The organism is Sphingomonas sanxanigenens DSM 19645 = NX02 (genome assembly GCF_000512205.2).
Classification (GTDB): Bacteria; Pseudomonadota; Alphaproteobacteria; order Sphingomonadales; family Sphingomonadaceae; genus Sphingomonas_D; species Sphingomonas_D sanxanigenens.
Genome location: NZ_CP006644.1, coordinates 4,645,744 through 4,663,155, shown reverse-complemented (window position 1 = coordinate 4,663,155; position 17,412 = coordinate 4,645,744). Strand labels below are relative to the sequence as shown.

General features: G+C 66.7%; 14 protein-coding genes and 1 tRNA gene. 8 read left to right on the top strand and 7 right to left on the bottom strand.

Annotation, left to right across the window (positions count from 1 at the left end; translation table 11 throughout):
• Nucleotides 1-3: 3 nt before the first annotated feature.
• The 3 genes from NX02_RS21445 to NX02_RS21435 form a co-directional block, all read right to left on the bottom strand.
• Nucleotides 4-2,016, bottom strand: coding sequence for a GMC family oxidoreductase N-terminal domain-containing protein (locus tag NX02_RS21445; protein ID WP_025294218.1), 2,013 nt, complete (start codon nucleotides 2,014-2,016; stop codon nucleotides 4-6).
• A gap of 454 nt (nucleotides 2,017-2,470) precedes the next feature.
• Nucleotides 2,471-4,459, bottom strand: coding sequence for a S9 family peptidase (locus tag NX02_RS21440; RefSeq protein WP_025294217.1), 1,989 nt, complete (start codon nucleotides 4,457-4,459; stop codon nucleotides 2,471-2,473).
• 120 nt (nucleotides 4,460-4,579) lie between these two features.
• On the bottom strand, nucleotides 4,580-5,197 hold the full coding sequence (locus NX02_RS21435; RefSeq protein WP_025294216.1) for a DNA-3-methyladenine glycosylase family protein: 618 nt from the start codon (nucleotides 5,195-5,197) through the stop codon (nucleotides 4,580-4,582).
• A 111-nt stretch (nucleotides 5,198-5,308) separates the two neighbouring features.
• Between NX02_RS21435 and NX02_RS21430 the strand changes: the two genes are divergently transcribed.
• The 6 genes from NX02_RS21430 (at nucleotide 5,309) to NX02_RS21405 (ending at nucleotide 13,700) form a co-directional block, all read left to right on the top strand.
• Nucleotides 5,309-5,626, top strand: a complete 318-nt coding sequence (locus NX02_RS21430) for a 2Fe-2S iron-sulfur cluster-binding protein (RefSeq protein ID WP_025294215.1) — start codon at nucleotides 5,309-5,311, stop codon at nucleotides 5,624-5,626.
• A gap of 661 nt (nucleotides 5,627-6,287) precedes the next feature.
• Complete coding sequence (locus NX02_RS21425) at nucleotides 6,288-8,666, top strand: TonB-dependent receptor (RefSeq protein ID WP_039996755.1); 2,379 nt, start codon at nucleotides 6,288-6,290, stop codon at nucleotides 8,664-8,666.
• An 8-nt stretch (nucleotides 8,667-8,674) separates the two neighbouring features.
• Nucleotides 8,675-10,063 carry an MFS transporter gene (locus NX02_RS21420; RefSeq protein WP_039996753.1) on the top strand — a complete coding sequence of 463 codons (1,389 nt, stop codon included), beginning with the start codon at nucleotides 8,675-8,677 and terminating at the stop codon, nucleotides 10,061-10,063.
• A 57-nt stretch (nucleotides 10,064-10,120) separates the two neighbouring features.
• Nucleotides 10,121-11,059 carry a TauD/TfdA dioxygenase family protein gene (locus tag NX02_RS21415; RefSeq protein ID WP_039996752.1) on the top strand — a complete coding sequence of 313 codons (939 nt, stop codon included), beginning with the start codon at nucleotides 10,121-10,123 and terminating at the stop codon, nucleotides 11,057-11,059.
• Between the two features lie 74 nt (nucleotides 11,060-11,133).
• Nucleotides 11,134-12,774, top strand: coding sequence for an arylsulfatase (locus tag NX02_RS21410; protein ID WP_025294213.1), 1,641 nt, complete (start codon nucleotides 11,134-11,136; stop codon nucleotides 12,772-12,774).
• Entirely contained in the window at nucleotides 12,771-13,700 is a 930-nt protein-coding gene (locus NX02_RS21405) for a formylglycine-generating enzyme family protein (protein ID WP_025294212.1), read from the top strand. Before NX02_RS21410 ends, NX02_RS21405 begins: the two co-directional genes overlap by 4 nt.
• A gap of 17 nt (nucleotides 13,701-13,717) precedes the next feature.
• Here NX02_RS21405 and NX02_RS21400 read toward each other — a convergent pair whose 3' ends face one another.
• From NX02_RS21400 to rlmB, 3 genes are read right to left on the bottom strand one after another with little or no spacing between them, the layout of a single operon-like run.
• On the bottom strand, nucleotides 13,718-14,575 hold the full coding sequence (locus NX02_RS21400; protein WP_158014143.1) for a hypothetical protein: 858 nt from the start codon (nucleotides 14,573-14,575) through the stop codon (nucleotides 13,718-13,720).
• Between the two features lie 20 nt (nucleotides 14,576-14,595).
• The gene (locus NX02_RS21395; RefSeq protein WP_025294210.1) at nucleotides 14,596-15,444 is read right to left on the bottom strand and encodes a hypothetical protein; all 849 of its coding nucleotides are present in this window, start codon (nucleotides 15,442-15,444) and stop codon (nucleotides 14,596-14,598) included.
• On the bottom strand, nucleotides 15,441-16,181 hold the full coding sequence (gene rlmB, locus NX02_RS21390; protein WP_025294209.1) for a 23S rRNA (guanosine(2251)-2'-O)-methyltransferase RlmB: 741 nt from the start codon (nucleotides 16,179-16,181) through the stop codon (nucleotides 15,441-15,443). The genes NX02_RS21395 and rlmB overlap by 4 nt, the downstream gene beginning before the upstream one ends.
• A 147-nt stretch (nucleotides 16,182-16,328) precedes the next feature.
• Here rlmB and NX02_RS21385 point away from each other — a divergent pair.
• Nucleotides 16,329-16,414: transfer RNA gene (locus NX02_RS21385), tRNA-Tyr, on the top strand.
• Between the two features lie 100 nt (nucleotides 16,415-16,514).
• The gene (locus tag NX02_RS32755; RefSeq protein WP_158014142.1) at nucleotides 16,515-16,691 is read left to right on the top strand and encodes a hypothetical protein; all 177 of its coding nucleotides are present in this window, start codon (nucleotides 16,515-16,517) and stop codon (nucleotides 16,689-16,691) included.
• A gap of 77 nt (nucleotides 16,692-16,768) precedes the next feature.
• Here NX02_RS32755 and NX02_RS21380 read toward each other — a convergent pair whose 3' ends face one another.
• Nucleotides 16,769-17,284 (bottom strand): hemerythrin domain-containing protein, encoded by a 516-nt coding sequence (locus NX02_RS21380; RefSeq protein ID WP_025294208.1) that lies wholly within the window; start codon nucleotides 17,282-17,284, stop codon nucleotides 16,769-16,771.
• Nucleotides 17,285-17,412: the final 128 nt, after the last annotated feature.

Below are 17,412 nucleotides of genomic sequence, written 5' to 3'. Positions count from 1 at the left end.
GGCTCAGGCGAAAGGATCGGCGCGCGCGGTGGCATAGCGCGCCATCGCCATAGTCGTGAGCTGCGCGTTGACGCGGATGCAGCTCGGAAGCACGCTGGCGTCCGTCACGAGGACATTGGCGGTGCCGTGGACGCGGCAGTCGAGATCGACCACGCCCTTCTTCGGATCCGCGTTCATGCAGTTGCCGCCGTGCGGATGCGAGCTCGACAGGGTGACGTCGTCCGCTTCGCGGATACGGTCCTTCAGGAAGGCGTCGACGTCCATCCCGGGATAGAGCGTGTCGCCGCGGGCGAGTGCGGGGTAAACCTCGATCGCGCCATTCCTGAAATGCACGTCGATCAGCGCCGCGAGCGCGCGGCGCAGCAGCGGCAGCTCGACGTGCGGCGACAGCTTGAACGCCAGCTTGCCACCCTCCAGCCGCCCGCACCGATCCGCCGGGAACAGCACGCCGGCGGATGCCAGCCGGTTATAGTTGAGCATGCGGCGGTGATGCTCGGGCCCCCAGCCCGGCATCAAGGTCGACATGCTCATCGGCGGCTGGAAGTGCGACTCGATCAGGAAGTCGCCGCGATCGACATAGGTCGCCATCTGGTCCTCGTCCCACGCATTGACCTGATGGCCGGGGGGCATCAGCCCCACCACCGGGCAGGCGATGTTGAGCGAGATGTCGCGCCCGGTATTCTCGATGCCGCTGTCGTCGAGCAGGCGGCTCGACGCCATGGTGCCGGCGGCGACGACGACGCCGGTGGTCGCGGCGATCCGGCAGGTCGATCCGTCCTCCAGCTCCACCTCGACGCCGGTGGCGACCTTGCGGCCGTCGCCATCCTCGCTGTCGCGCCACAGGATGCGCCTGACGGTCGCCTCGGCAAGGATGCGCGCGCCGGCCTTGCGCGCGTCGAGCAGGTAGGACTGGGCCATGCCATGCTTGCGGCCATAGGGGCAGCCGGTGTTGCAATAGCCGCAATAGGCACAATGCGCGCCGGCGGAGGCCGGCCCATAATTCTTCTTGAACCAGCGCGTGATCGCCGTCTGGTCCCTGGGATCGCCCGTCGCCGCGGCGTGGAGCTTCCAGCCGTTCAGCAAATGCGGGCCGTTGTTGCGGCCGCTGCGATGCTCGATCTCGCCGATCTCCAGCCTTTCCTCGATCGATTCATAGGCTGCGTTGAACGCCGCCTCGTCCACCGGCGCGCCGATCGATTCCCAGTCGAGGAACACGTCGCGCGCCTGCGGGTGCGTCAGCCCCGGCTCCTTCATGCGCAGCGCGATGCCGTTGTTGATCACCGTCGATCCGCCGACGCAGCGGCCCTGGAAGATGATGAAATCATTGTCCCTGCTCGTCTGCAGCGCGCCGTTGACGAAAAGCTTGGCGGTCATCCGCCGTTCCTCATGCGTGATGCGGGTCGAGGGGTAATGCGCCCCCGCCTCGATCACGAGCACGTCATGGCCCCATTTCTTCGCCAATGTCGCCGCCGCGACCGCGCCGCCCGCGCCGGACCCGACCACGATCACGCCGACGCTCGCCGGCACCGCGCCATGGCCGACGAAATCCTTGTGGGTCAGTTCACGCTCATATTGCGGCTTGATCTCGACGTCGGTGGCGGGATTGCGGACGCGATATTTGGGCAGCACGAAACCGATCTGGTTCAGCACCGGGTTGTGGAGATTATCCTCTTCGGTGCAGCCTTCCCAATGGCCGTAATAGCCGGCGTAGATCACGCCGCGGGTGCGGGCGAGGTCCTGCAGCAGGTCGATCTGCGACTTCGCCAGCCGCTCCTCGATCACCTCCATGCGCTCGCGCGGCGATTTGAGCAGGAAGAGAGGGCCGCCGAGCGCGGCGCCGAGCGCATAGAGCGACAGGCCGATCGTGTCGCGCGCGCTGCCCTCGATCAGTCCGAACTGGTGCTGGATGTTGTCGACGACCTGCTCGGGCGGGATCGCCATCACCCGATCGGCGAAGAACGCCTCGGTGATGGCAAGCAGCATGGTTTCCTGGATCGCGTTGAACGGCCTGCCCATCCCTACCCCCTGTCACGGCCCCAGGCTGGCGGGTGCCGCGTGCGCGCAGATTAGCGGATCATGACGACGGCTGGAATGCCCTGCCGCCATGCGGGGTAGCTACGGAGGCGAGCGGGGAGGGGATGCGCGATATGGCCCCTCCCCTTCAGGGGCTATCAGATTCGCACATCTTCGATGGATTGAGCGGGGCTGCCGCTGCGTTCCCTCGCCCCTACGGGGAGAGGGACAGGGAGAGGGGGAAAGTCGCGCAAGGCGTAACGGTTTTGAGGGTTCAGCATTGCGGCTCCGCCGACTTTTCAGTGCGAACGTGTAAGACCTGTACGCTTGGCGCGACTGCCCCTCTCCCTGGTCCGCTGCGCGGACCTTTCCCTCTCCCCGCAGGGGCGAGGGAAAGACGCGGTCGCAACGAGATGTGCGAATGCCGCATCCCCTTCAGGGGAGGGAAGGGTTGAACCTACTTCTTCAGCGCGTCCGCCAGCCCCGGCGTGAATTCCGCGCCATGCGGCACCTGCGCGGTGGACGCCTTCACCGTGCCGCCGATCGGCTCGGCGCGGCCGCCCAGGCATTTGCCGAGGAAGCCCTCCGCCACCGCGTTGAACGCGATGTTGTTCTCCGGGCGGTGGAAGCCATGGCCCTCGTCCGGGAACAGCACATAGGTTACGGGGATGTTCTTCGCGCGCATCGCGCTGACGATCTGGTCGCTTTCCGCCTGGTTGACGCGCGGATCATTGGCGCCCTGGCCGATCAGCAGCGGCTTCACGATCCTGTCCGCCTTGTAGAGCGGCGAGCGCTCCTTGAGCAGCGCCAGCCCGTCCGGCGTGTTGGGATTGCCCATGCGCTGGTAGAATTGCTGGATGCCCGCGGTCCAATAGGGCGGGATCGTCTTGAGCAAAGTCTCCAGGTTGGAGGGGCCGACGATGTCGACGCCGCACGCGAAGGTGTCCGGCGTGAAGGCGAGGCCGGCGAGCGTGGCGTAGCCGCCATAGCTGCCGCCCATGATCGCCACCTTGTCCTTGGCGGTGATGCCGCCCTTCACCGCCCAGTCGACCGCGTCGATCAGGTCGTCGTGCATCTTCGCGCCCCACTGGAGGTCGCCGGCGGAGATGAACGTCTTCCCGAACCCGGTCGAGCCGCGATAATTGACCGAGAGCACCGCATAGCCCCGGTTCGCCAGCCATTGGTGATAGGGGTTGTAGCCATAGCTGTCGCGCGCCCACGGGCCGCCATGAACGAACAGCACCATCGGCACCGGGCTGTCCGGCTTGCCGTCGCCATTCGCATCGCTGCCCGGCGGCAGGCTGAGATAGGCGGTCATCGTCAGCCCGTCGCGCGTGCCGATCTCGACGCCGCGCATCGGCACCAGCGGTGCGCCTTCCAGTTCGGGCCAGGTGACGTAGAGCTTCTCCAGCGCCTTGGTACCGCGCTTGTAGAGATAGGCGGTCGGCGGGCCGGTGACCGGATCGTTGTAGATCGTCCAGACGCTGTCGTCGTCGGTCCGCGATGTGATGCTGACATCGCCCTTCAGCTTGCCCTTGAGGAAGGCGATGTCGGCGCCGATCGCGGGATCGACCGCGGTCCAGTCGGTCATCAGATATTCGACCGAATAGGCCTCGACCACGCCGGTCAGCGGGTTGGTGAGGGTGCCGCCGATATCCGCCTTGGGATTCTCCGCGACGATCTTCGTCGTGCCGCTGGCGACGTCCTGCGCGACCAGCGCCGCGGTGTCGCGGTTGCGGCTGTCGAGCCAGTAGAGCGTGCTGCCGTCGGCGGTATAGCCGGCGGGCTGGGTGGTCAGCGAATCCTCGAGCGTGGTCGAGGAGAAGGGCTTGTCCTCCGCCTTGTTGTTCGCGACGCGGAAGAAATCATAACCGCCCGCCTCATTGGGGCGCAGCGCCATCCGCACGGTCAGCGTATCGTCCGCCAGGAAGCCGGCGAAGCCGTCGCCCCGCATCAGTTCGGTGAGCTTGCCGGTCCCGAGATCGAGCAGATGGACGTCGTGCCAGCGCGCGTCGCGATTGTTGAGGCCGACGAGGATCTTGTCCTTGATCGCCTTGGAGGTGCCGACGACCTGCACGCGCGTCTTCTCGAACGGTGTCAGCAGCGTTTCCTTTCCGCTCGCGACATCGACGCCGTACAGCAGGAAATTCTCGTCGCCGCCCTTGTCCTGCACATACATCACCATGCGCGAGTCGCCGGACCAGTAATGCTGGCCGATCGGGCGCTGCTTCTCGGCAGTGTAGGGCCTGGCCTTCGACACATCGTTCGCCGGCGCGATCCAGATGTTCATCACGCCGTCGCGCGGGGCGAGCCATGACAGGTATTTGCCGTCGGGGCTGACGCGGAGTTGCGCGCGGCTGGGATTGCCGAACAGCTTGGCGCGCTCGATGAGCGGCGCGGCGGGTGCGGCGGAAAGGGGCGGTGCGGTAAAGCTTGTGGCTGCCATGAGCAGAGCCGATAGAATCATTTTCTTCATCATGTGCCCTCATTCCTCCCGTTTCGTCGACGCTATTGCGCGCCCTGTCGCACGGCGGCGAGGGTACCGGCCATCGACGTCAGCGGAAAGTCAGATCACCGGCGTCTTGTAATGATGCCAGGTGAAGACCGCAGCGGCGCCACGATGCGGGCGCCACGCCTCGGCGATCGCGCGGGTCGCCTTCTCGTCCGGGCGGGCATCGAGCCCCATGATCCGGCCGGTCTCGATCTGCACGGCGAGGTCGCCCGCCGGCCAGATGTCCGTCCGCCCCTCGGCGAACAGCAGATAGACTTCCGCCGACCAGCGGCCGATGCCCTTGATCGCGACGAGCTGCGCGATCGCCGCCTCGTCGTCCTCGGGCAGGGCGTGAAAATCGAGCGCGCCGCTCACGACCGCTGCCGCCAGGCTGCGCGCATAGCCGGCCTTCTGGCGGGACAGGCTGCCGGCGCGCAGCATCTCGTCGGTCGCGCGGACGATGTTCGCAGGGTCCTCGACACCGCCGATCTCCGCGTCGAGCCGGGACCACATCGCGGCAGCCGCCTTGTAGCTCACCTGCTGCCCGACGATGGTGCGCAGCAAGGTGGCGTAGCCGCGCGGATTGATCCGCGGTTCGGGGTAGCCGACGCGGGCGAGCGCGGCCGCGATGCGCGGCTCGATCGCAGCCAGATGGTCGAGCGAGGCTTTCAGTTGCGCGCTGGACAAACCCATATCGCCCGTCCGATTCTCACCCTTGTCAAAGCCGGTGGCGCTTGATTTGAGGGGATTCAGCCCACATAGCGCGCCTTTGAGATGCGCATAGCAGAACGGAAGGGGAACGCAATGCCGAAGCTGATCGTGGTCACGCGTGAAGGAACCGAGCAGGCCGTGGAGGGTGAAGCCGGCCTCAGCGTGATGGAGGTGATCCGCGATCATGGCTTCGACGAGCTGCTGGCGCTGTGCGGCGGCTGCTGTTCCTGCGCCACCTGCCATATCCATGTCGATCCCGCCTTCGCCGACAAGCTGCCGCCGATGAGCGAGGACGAGAACGACCTGCTCGACAGCTCCGACCATCGCACCGACCAGTCGCGCCTGTCGTGCCAGATCCCGTTCGCCGAGGAACTGGACGGCCTGCGCGTGACCATCGCGCCGGAGGATTGATGTCTTTCGAAGCCCTCTCCCCTTGAGAGCGGGGAAAGGGCTTCGAGGCGCTGACGGGGCTCAACGCCCTTGGCGACGCTCTTTCCCGCGTCGCCGCACGCGCGCTGCGCTCAGCCAACCCATCCGGCATCGCGCTGGAATGCCCCGGCAACCCGAGCCAGGCCGGGGAGCGGCCGACCCGGCACCCTGAAGGGGTCTCCCGTTCGCGCGTCATCGCCCCGTCGCGCATGCAAACTTCGCCGTGACAAACCAAAACTTGGATTGACGCTGCAATTCCCCACTGTCTAACTAGGGAAAGTGAAACAGGGCGCCTTGGCCGGGCGCTCCGTCCTTGAAGGATGATGACGGCCCGCGGCTTTTGACGGGATGCAGCTTGCTCCGCGTGATCAACGGCTAAAGCGCGATGCAGGGCTGCGTGACGCCCGGCTTCGTGATCCCCCGATGATAGAAGGGATGGAACCGAATGCAGTGTCGCGATCTCAACAGGCTCGACAGAGCCGAATGATGCCTGCCGCCTGAGGGCGGTACGGGCGGACTGGCGACCGGCGCGAACCGGGCGCTCCAAGACATAAAGATCAATCGCGTTCGCGCGAGCGGGAAGCTCGTGCGTCGGCCGGATGCGCCCGCGTGCGTCCGGTGGCGGGGAAGCATGTTCAAAACAATGAAACCATTTGTCTCAGCCTTTGCAATGGGCGGTGCGCTCGCGGCCATTCTCGCGTCGCCCGCCTATGCTGCCGGTCCGGCGGTCTCCGAAGAGGAGGTCGCGCTCGCGCCGGCGCCCAACGCGGACAGTGAAATCGTCGTCACGGCGCGCCGCCGCGACGAGGATGCGCAGGATGTACCGATCGCGCTCAGCGTGGTCGGCGCGCAGCAACTCGAAGCTACCGGCAATTTCTCGCTCGGCCAGATCCAGCAACTCGTGCCCAGCCTGCAGGTGTTCAGCTTCAATCCGCGCAACACCAATGTGAATATCCGCGGGCTCGGTTCCAATGTCGCGCTGACAAATGACGGGCTGGAGAACGGTGTCGGTATCTATATAGACAATGTCTATTACGGCCGCGTCGGCCAATCGCAGTTCGATCTTGTCGATCTGCAGCAGATCGAGGTGCTACGTGGTCCCCAGGGTACGTTGTTCGGCAAGAACACGACTGCGGGTGCGATCAATATCACCACCCGCGCGCCGAGCTTCGAGCCCGAATTCTCGGGCGAGGCGAGCCTCGGCGACTATGGCTATCACCAGCTTCGCGGTTCGCTGTCCGCACCGCTGATCGGCGACAGCGTCGCCTTCCGCCTGTCGATCGCCGACACGCACCGCGACGGCTTCCTCACCAACCTCCATGACGACAGCGCGGCGCAGGACTATGATAATTTCACTGCGCGGGGGCAGTTGCTGGTCAAGCCCTCCGCAGATGTCGCGATCAAGCTGATCGCGGACTTCTCGCGCCAGCGGCAGCATCATGTGCTGAACGTGCTGGCCGATTATTTCGGCACATATGACAATGGCGCCGCTATCCCCAACAACTTCGTCGATCGCGTAACGCGCGCCGGCTACACGCCGCTGCCGATCCGCCCGTTCGACCGGCGCGGCGATTCCGACGGCCATTATCAGGCAAACATGAAGAGCTATGGCTTCTCCGGCCAGCTCGACTGGGATCTGGGCGGTGCCGCGCTGACATCGGTCTCCGCCTATCGCTGGTGGGATTGGGCTCCGGCCAATGACGGCGATTCCACAGGTCTTCCGGTCATCACCAAGGCGCAGCAGGCCAATCGCCAGCGCCAGTTCAGCCAGGAGGTGCGGCTTGCCTCCACCGGCGGGCGGACGATCGATTATGTCGTCGGAGCCTATTATTTCTGGCAGATCGTCAGGGGCTTTGGCGCGACCGCTTATGGTTCGGCGGCGGCCAACTGGAACCTGCCCGCGGTGCCGGCGGTGGTCGGCGACGCGGCGCTGAACGGGTTCGAGGCGCAATCCACATCCACGCCGGAGACGCGCAGCTATGCGCTGTTCGGGCAGGGCACCTGGAACCTCAGCGAGGCGCTGAAGCTCACCGCCGGCCTGCGCTACACGCATGAGAAGAAGCAGGGTGAATATCATCAATGGCATGCCGCGGGCCCCGATCTCACGGGGCTGCCGGCAGCGGTCGCCACCGCGGCGGCGGCGATCCGCAACCAGTTCAATCCCGTCACCGATTATGGCACCAGCTTCACCGACGACAGCCTCTCATGGCTTGCCAACCTCTCTTATGCGGTGGCGCCGGATGCGCTGGTCTATGCGACCTGGTCCCGCGGCAATAAATCGGGCGGGCTCAACCTCACCGCGCTGCCGGCCGGCGTCGATCCCGAAGTGCGGCCCGAGAAGGTGGATGCCTATGAGGTCGGCCTCAAAAGCCAGTTCCTCAACCGGCAGGTAACGTTCAACCTCGCAGGCTTCTGGTCGGAAATCAGCGACTACCAGACCGCGATCACCGAGCAGGTCGCGAACACGGTCAACTTCCGCCAGTACATCGCCAACATCCCCAAGGTCCGCTCACGCGGGCTCGAGGCCGATCTCATCTATGCGCCGACCCGGCTGCTAAGCGTCTCGGCATCGGCGGCCTATACCGACGCGACCTATCGCGATTATCGCAACGCCCCGGAGGCGCCGGAAAATCTGAACCGCGGCGGCATCCAGGATCTGAGCGGTGCGCGCCTGCCCGGTGTGCCGAAATTCACCTACAGCCTCGGCGCCGATGCCGCGCAGCCGATCGGGCACGCTGCGGGCAGCGATCTCGAACTTTATGGTCACGCCGATTTTTCGCATCGCTCGACCTTCAACACCTCCTCGAGCAATTCCCGCTACGCCGACGTTCCCGGCTATGGCGTGCTCAACACGCGCATCGGCATCCGTGCCGACGGCGCACGGTGGGATCTCTCGGTCTGGGCCAGGAACCTGACCGACGAAGATTATTTCCAGACGCTCAGCCCCGGCAACACCGGCCTCGTCACCGCGCTGATCGGTGAGCCGCGGACCTGGGGCGCCACCTTCCGTACCAAGTTGTGAGGCCGGTCATGGCGACGCTGCTGCATGATCATCGAACGGGGGAAAGGGCAGATGCCGCGCTTCGCCCCGCACGCACCGGCGCAAGCGGCTGGCGGCTCGCCGCCTTCTCCTCGCTCGCCATCCCGATCTACGCCGCGCAGATGCCGCTGGGCGTCTATCTGCCGTCGATCTACGCGCAGTATTATGGGCTGCCGCTGGCGACGATCGGCCTGATCTTCCTGTTCGAGCGGCTATGGGGTGCGGCGGCGGACCCGCTGATCGGCATCGTCAGCGATCGGACGCGCAGCCGATTCGGGCGGCGGAAGAGCTGGATCGTTGCCGGCGCGGTGCTCTACGGCCTTGCCGCGATCCCGTTGTTCTTCCCGCCCGCCGGCGTCACGCCCGTCCACCTGGCGGCGACCTTGTTCGTCTTCTATCTGGGCTGGTCGATGATGCAGATCCCCTATCTCGCCTGGGCCGGCGAGATTTCGGGGCATTATCATGAACGCACCCGCGTCGCGACCTTCGCCACGGTTGCCGGATCCTCCGCGCTGCTGCTCGTGCTGGTGCTGCCGACCTTGGTCGATCAGTTCCGCCCGCAGGATGCGCCGCTCAAGCTTGCGGTGTTCGGCGGTGTCGTGCTCGCCAGCCTGGTCATCACCTTGCCGCTGACGCTCAACGCCTTCGCCGAGGCACCGGCGCCGGCCGCACCGCGCGAACGCGTGGCCCTCGGCCGTACGCTCGTGCTGGTCGCGGGGGACCGGCTGCTGCTGCGCGTAATCGGTTCGGACTTCGCGGTCACCTTCGGCCAACTTGTCCGCAGCACGCTGATCGTGTTCTTCGTCAGCGTCTATATGGGGCGCCCCGAATGGGCGAGCGGCCTGTTCCTGCTGCAATTCGTGTTCGGCATCGCCGCAGGGCCGATCTGGATGCGGATCGGCATGACGCTGGGCAAGCATCGTGCCGCGGTGGCGGGTGAACTGGTGCAGGTCGTGATCAATCTCGGGCTGCTGCTCGTCACGCCGGCGCGGTTCGAACTGCTGCTCGCGCTCACCGTCGCGCAGGGGCTGGCGCAAGGATCGGGCAATCTGATGCTGCGCTCGATCGTCGCCGACGTGGCCGACAAGCATCGCCTCGATACCGGTACCGATCGGACCGCCCTGTTCTTCTCGGTGTTCAGCCTCACCAGCAAAGCGGCGATGGCCGCCGCGATCGGCGTCGCCTTGCCGCTCATCGCCTGGCTCGGCTTCGACCCGCAGGGAAGCAACACGCCCGCCGCGCTGACCGGCCTGCTCTTCGTCTTCGCGCTCGGGCCTGCGCTCGCCCATGCGCTGTCCGCCTGGTTGATCCACGGCTTCCCGCTCGACGAGGCGGCTCATGCCGAGGTCCGCCGCGCGCTTGCCCGGCGGGGCGTCTGACCCGCCGGGCCGCCGCCCTTTTTCCTCTCTCCTCCCATCACAGCCAAGGAGCCTGCCATGACCGTTCTGACTCATGAATTCGTTAACGCCCGCGAGGCTGAAAGCCCGCTCGACATCGTGCCCGTCGCTGGGCGCATCGGCGCCGAGATCCGCGGCGTCGCGCTGTCGGGGGACCTCGACGACCTGACGCTCGCCGCGATCCGCGCCGCGCTCGTCCGCCACAAGGTGATCTTCTTCGGCAACCAGACCGCGCTCGACGATGCCAGGCAGGAGGCCTTTGCCGAACGCTTCGGCAAGCCGATCGCGCATCCCACAGTGCCGGTCGTGCCGGGCAGCAAATATCTGCTCGAGCTCGATTCGAAGGAGGGTTATGCCGCGTCGAGCTGGCATACCGACGTCACTTTCGTCGATGCCTATCCGGAAGCCTCGATCCTGCGCGCGATCAACATTCCGGAGGCGGGCGGCGACACGCTGTGGGCCAACGGCGTCACCGCCTATCAGGAATTGCCCGAAAGCCTGAAGACGTTGGTCGACGGGCTGTGGGCGGTCCACACCAATCTCTACGATTATGCCGGCACGTTCGGCGCGGATCGCAAGCAGATCGAACAGCATCAGCGCGTGTTCGCGTCGACCGTTTACGAAACCGAACATCCGGTGGTGCGGGTTCATCCCGAAAGCGGGGAGCGGGCGCTGCTCGTCGGCCATTTCGTCAAGAGTTTCGTCGGGCTCAACGCCGCCGATTCGCAGCGGCTGTTCGGCATCCTTCAGGATCATATCACCAAGCCCGAGAATACCGTGCGCTGGCGCTGGCAACCGGGCGACGTCGCGATCTGGGACAATCGTGCCACCCAGCACCGCGCGATCGCCGATTTCGGGTTGCAGCGCCGCACGCTGCGCCGCGCCACCGTCGCGGGCGAGGTGCCGATCGCGATCGACGGCAGCCGCAGCCGGGTGATCAAACCGGAGCCGGCCGACCTGCTTGCAGCAGCTGAGTAAGCAACGGTCGTCTCCGCAGGGCCGCATCCGAGTCACGCCGGATGCGGCCCATCCCTCCTGCCGAAGGATTCCCGATGCGCTCTGCCCTTATCGTTGCGCTGCTGCTGGTGGCCGGCGCGACGCCGGCCGCCGCCGAAGACAAGCCGCGGCCCAATTTCCTCATCATCGTCGCCGACGATCTCGGCTATTCGGATATCGGCGCGTTCGGCGGTGAGATCGACACGCCCAACCTCGACGCGCTGGCCACCGAAGGCGTGCGCTTCATAGGCTTCCACACCGCGCCGACCTGCTCGCCGACGCGATCGATGCTGCTGTCGGGCACCGACAATCACCGCGCCGGGCTCGGCACGATGGCGGAACTGATTGCGCCCAACCAGAAAGGCAAGCCGGGCCACGAAGGCTATTTGCGGCCGGATACGGCGACCTTGGCCGAACTTCTCGGCGCCGGCGGCTACCGCACCTTGTTCTCGGGCAAGTGGCATCTCGGCGTCGCGCCCGGCCAGGATCCGCATGACCGCGGCTTCCAGCGCAGCTTCGCGCTGCTGCAGGGCGGCCATAATCATTTCGGCGTCGGCGCCTCGAACGATCCGCTGAAGGGCGCGACCTATACCGAACAGGGCAGGCGCCTTTCGCAAGTGCCGCAGGATTTCTACTCGTCGGATTATTTCACGACCCGCCTGATCGACTTTCTGGGTGAGGCGAAGGCCGCGCCGGGCGGTGCCAAACCCTTCTTCGCCTATCTCGCCTTCACCGCGCCGCACTGGCCGCTGCAGGCGCCAAGGGAGGATATCGCAAGGTATAAGGGCCGCTATGATGAGGGCTTCGAGGCGCTGCGCGGGCGCCGGCTGAAGCGGCAGGCCGAACTGGGCCTCTATGATCCCGCCCGGCCGGCGCATGCGCCGGTGCTGAAACATGGCGGCTGGAACCAGCTCAGCCGCGAGCAGCGCCGCACCGCCGCGCGCGACATGGAGATCTACGCGGCGATGGTCGATCGGCTCGACAAGAATGTCGGCCGCGTCATCGCCGAACTCAAGCGCAGCGGCGACTATGAGAATACGGTGATTCTGTTCCTGGCCGACAATGGCGCGGAAGGGCTCGATATCGCGACCAGCGAGATGGTGGGCATCAACAAGCTGGATGACGGGGCGGACAACAGCTTCGACAATCGCGGCGCCGCCACCTCCTATCTCGGCTACGGCCCCGGCTGGGCGCAGGCGGCGACCGCCCCGTCCTGGCTCTACAAGGCCTACGCAACCGAGGGCGGCACACGCGCGGTTTCCTTCCTCACCCATGCCGGGGGCACGCCGGGCAGCGTCGATCGCAGCTTTCTGTCGGTGGCGGATGTGCTGCCGACCTTCCTCGAACTCGCCGGCGTCCCCGATCCCGCCGGCCGCTTTCAGGGCCGCGCGGTGCAGCCGATCCGCGGCAAGAGTTGGGTCGCGCATCTCCGCGGAAAGGCGCCGGCGGTCTACGGCGCGGACGATGCCTATGGCGTCGAGCTGTTCGGATCGCGCGCGATCCGACAGGGCGACTGGAAGATCACCGATGTCGGCGATGGCATGTGGAAGCTGTTCAACATCGCTGAGGATCCGGGCGAGACGCGTGACCTGAGCGAGGAAGAGCCCGAGCGGCTGGCGCAGTTGAAGGCCGCCTGGGATGCCTATGCGAAGGATGTCGGCGTCATCCCGCCGCAGCCCTCGGTCTACAGGCCATGATCCGGCGTGCCGCCGCACTCACCGCGGTCCTGCTGCTGGCGGGCGTGGCTGGCGATGACGGCTCCGCGGAGGGGGCTGGCGCCAGCGGTTGCCCGGCGTTGGCCGACGATGAGGTCTGGGTGGCGGGTGGACCGGCACAGTTCGGGAGCGACCGCAGCTACCAGGAAGAGGCGCCGCGCTATGCCGCAACGGTCAAAGGTTTCTGGATCGACCGGCATGAGGTGACCAACCGGCAATATGCCGCATTCGTCGCCGCGACCGGCCATGTCACCCAGGCCGAGCGTGAAGGCGGATCGATCGTCTTCGCGCCGCCCGGCCCCGGCATGCTTCCCGTCGCGCCCAGCCAGTGGTGGCGCTATGTGAAAGGCGCGGACTGGCGCCATCCGGAAGGGCCGACGAGCGACCTTGCCGGGCGCGACACGCTGCCGGTGGTCCACATCGCCTTCGCCGATGCGCGTGCCTATGCCGATTGGGCGGGCAGGGCGCTGCCGAGCGAGGAGCAGTTCGAGTTCGCCGCGCGCGCCGGTGGCGCGGAAAGCCTCGAACAGCCTGCACCGCGCAAGGCGAACACCTGGCAGGGGCGCTTCCCGGTGGAGAATGACGCCGCGGACGGGCATCGCGGGCTGGCCCCGGTCGGCTGCTACGATACCAATGCGCTGGGCCTCAACGACATGATCGGCAACGCCTGGGAATGGACGCAGAGCTGGTATCTGCCGGGCCACGGCCCCACCGCCGAGGCGGGCGAGCCGAACCGCAGCTTCGATCCCGCGCAACCCGGGGTCCGCGCACGGGTGATCAAAGGTGGATCTTTCCTCTGCGCGCCGAATTATTGCGCGCGTTACCGCCCGGAGGCGCGGCACGCGCAAGCCGAACTGGCCGGTGCGTCACATCTCGGCTTCCGCACCGTGGCGCGGCCGGTGCGGTAGCGGCGCGTGCGGTCGGTTCAGCGCCGAACCTCCAGTAGCGCCTCCGGCACCGCCGCGCTCGACGGGCCGACCTTCCACACGATTCGCCGCCCCTTGGCATCCGGCGCCCAGCCATCCTCATTGTTGTTCGCTAGCACCTCGGCGCCGGTGACGATGGTGAAGAGGCCGTCGGGCGCGGGCCCGCCCTCTTCCGCCTTGCTGGCCATGCCGATCATCGCGCTCGTCATCGGCCCGCTGGAATTCATGCCGCCGAACCCGCCGAAGCCGGGGGCGCGCACGCGGATGCGGCCATCGGCCTGGCGCTGCGCGACGACGAAGGGGACGACGCCGGCGGCGCCGGGGAACACCGGCCACACGAAATCCCGGTCGAGCGTGCCCGAGATCGCATAGTCGACCGCGAACACGCCATTGCCCTTGTAGCTGACGTCCTTCCAGCCATTCTGGCCCTTCAGCCGCGCGGCGAAGGCGGCGACCGCCTTCTCGTCGGACGGATCGAAGCCGAGCGTCTGACGCAGCGCCTCGAACTCGCGGGTGTCCTCGGACCTCTCGTTTGCCTGACGGCTTTCGGCCTGCGCCTTCAGACGCGCCTGTTCTTCCGCGCTGCAGGTCGGTTTGGGCTTGCCGCTTTCCTCGAAACATTCGCCGATCTCGTTGAGCAATTCCTTGTCGCCCTGCGCGGGGAAATCGCGCATCGGATCGCGATAGCCGACGATCACGATCTCGCCCTTGTAGGCGAAGTCGAAGCGGCCATCCCGCGCAACGTCGAGGTCGGCCGCGAACTTGCCCGGCGAGAAGAAGCAGGCGGCAAGCAGCAACGGGGCGAGCAGCACGGCGGCGACGCGCGCCATTCCGGCAAGCGCGGCGCCTGGCCTCATCGATTCCATCCCTTTCGCCATCACTTCAGCCGCAGCACGGCTTGCGGCGTCACCTTGCTGTCCGGCTTCACCGTCCAGCGCATCATCTTGCCGCGCGCGCCGGCAGGCACCGCCGCGGTGGCGCTGGTCGACACGACCGGCGCGGCGGTGGTCAAGGTGAACACCCCGTCGGTGGGCACCTTCGGCAGGTCATTATCCTTGCCGCGCGGGCCCATCGCGGTCAGCGCCGGGCTGATGCCGGGGCCCTGGGGGCCGCCGAAGCCGGGGGCGGAGACCGTTACCGTGCCATCGGCGGCGCGCGCCGCGATCAGCATCGGGAAGGCGGAGGCGCCGGTCTGCGGATAGACCGGCCAGACGAAGTCGCGGTCGAGCGTGCCGGAGATGACATAGTCGACCTCGAACACGCCCTTGCCCTTGTAGGTGACGGCCTTCCAGCCATCGAGCTTGCGCAGGCGGGCCGCGAACTGCTCGTAGCTCGCCTCGTCGCCGGGATTGATGCCCAGCAGTTCGGCCATCATCGGTGCCTGGCTGCTCATGCTGCGCCTGCGCTGCGCGGCGGTCTCGGCCTGCTTCTCGCTGCGTTCCTCGGGCGTGCAGGGGCGTTCCTTCCAGCTGTCCTCCTCGGCACCTTCCTTGTCGCGGTCGATCGTCTCGCCGGGTCTGGGGCCGTTGCACACCGGCTCCGCGACCGGTTCCCACGCCTCATGGCCGGCGAAGATGATCTCGCCCTTGTAGCGGAAGTCGAACGCGCCATCGGCGCCGACAGTCATGTCGGAGGCGAACTTGCCCGGCAGGAACAGGCAGCCGGTGAGCAGGATCGGCAGCGCCAGCGCGACCAGGGCGGCGACCGCACGGCGCGTCGCGCTCATCGTGTCGCCACCGCGTAGAGCGCGATCGCCGCGGCGTTGGAGATGTTGAGGCTCTCCACCTTCGGGCTGATCGGCAGCTTGGCGAGTTCGTCGCAATGCGCCTCGGTGTTCTGGCGCATGCCTTCGCCCTCGGCGCCCAGCACCAGCGCGATCCGCGCCTCGCCCATCGCCTCGGCCAATGTCTGCTGCGCGGTCCCGGTAAGGCCGATGCGCCAGAAGCTCGCCTCCGCGATCTCGTCGAGCGCGCGGGCGAGGTTCACCACCCGCACCCACGGCACGACTTCGAGCGCGCCGGAGGCGGAACGGGCGAGCGCGCCCGATTCGGGCGGCGCATGGCGATCCTGGGTGACGATGCCGAGCGCATCGAACGCCGCCGCCGAGCGCAGCACCGCGCCGACATTGTGCGGATCGGTCACCTGATCGAGGATGATCAGCGGCCGCTGGTCGTTGGCGCCCGATTCGAGCAGGTCGCCCAGCCAGACATCCTCCAGCGGATCGACCTCCAGCACGAGGCCCTGGTGCGGGGCGTCCGCGGGCACCAGCCGGCCGAGATCGGCGACGTCGGCATAGACCACCGGCAGCACCGGCGGCAGGTCGAGCGGCGCCAGCGCCTCGCGCGTGCCCCACAATTTGCGCGGCGTCCGCGCGGGGTTGGCAAGGGCGGCAAACACGGCATGGCGCCCCCAGAAACGGGGACGATTGCCTTGCGGCTGTGATGGTCGATGGCCTCTACGCATGGTTCGGCTTCATAAGCGGCCCTGCGCCGCGCGCAATGGCAGGTTGAACCGGTGCGGCGGCAATGCAATCGCGGGCAAGCCGTTTTGGGCGGTTGACAGCGCGGCGACCTTTCGCCATTTGCGCCGCTTCCCGATCGGCGGGCCCATGGACAGGTGGCCGAGTGGTTAATGGCAGCAGACTGTAAATCTGCCCGCGAGAGCGTACGCTGGTTCGAATCCAGCCCTGTCCACCATCCTTCGGCATTATGCCCCTGCCCGCGCTCCCCGGGGGTTGTCGTCACCCGCAGAAACGCCATGTTGTGCGCAGCATCGCTGCAGCGCAGGAGGAAGCCGATGGCTAACGGACCGACACCCACGCCCGCACCGCTGCCCGAGCGCGAGCCCCTCGACGATGATTGGATGGGGCCGGACGAGGAAGGGGACGTGATCCCGCCGACCGGTCGGCCGGACGACGACACATCGGCCTGGGTTCATGTCGGCGCCAAGCCGGGCGAGGCTCGGCAGGACTGATCGGCGGCTCCCGCGCCCGCTGGTCTGGTTTCGGGTTTGGTTTCGCGCGGGAGCCGGCGACGGTCAGGCGGCGACGGTCAGGCGGCGACGAGGTTTACGGCGTGCGGCTTCGCCGCCGGCAGGCCGTCCGCCTTGGCCTGCGCAAGCAGTTCCTGCTTGCGGGCCATCATCGTGTCGCGCAGTGCGACCAGATCGACATCCGTCTTCCGGCACTGGGCGAACATGCCTTCGGCGGGCATTTCCTCTTCATGCACGTGGTGCTTGATCTCTTCGGACAGCACCGAGACCTTCGCATCGTAGAAGTCCGCCGACGGTTCCGAATTTTCGAGATCGTTGATCAGGACCTTGGCGCCGTCATGCTCGACATAGGCTTCGTCGAGCGTGTCGTCTTCGATCTTGCCGCGAAATGCCGGGTAGAAGATTTCTTCCTCGATCATCGTGTGGATCTTCAGCTCGGTGCAGATCTCGCTGACCAGCTTCTGCTTCGTCGAATCCGTGCGCGCTTTTTCGAACGACTCGAACAATGCCTCGACCTTGCGGTGATCCGCCTTGAGCAAGGCGATCGCATCGGTGAATTCAGCTTTGTCGGCCATGGATACCCTCCTGTCGGTCATGGCGGTTGATGCGAGGGAAAACGGTTGAGCCGCGCCGAATATCCCGACGAACGGACGGGAACATCGCCCATGCCGGTGCGTCGATCCTTCGCAACGTCAACGGATCG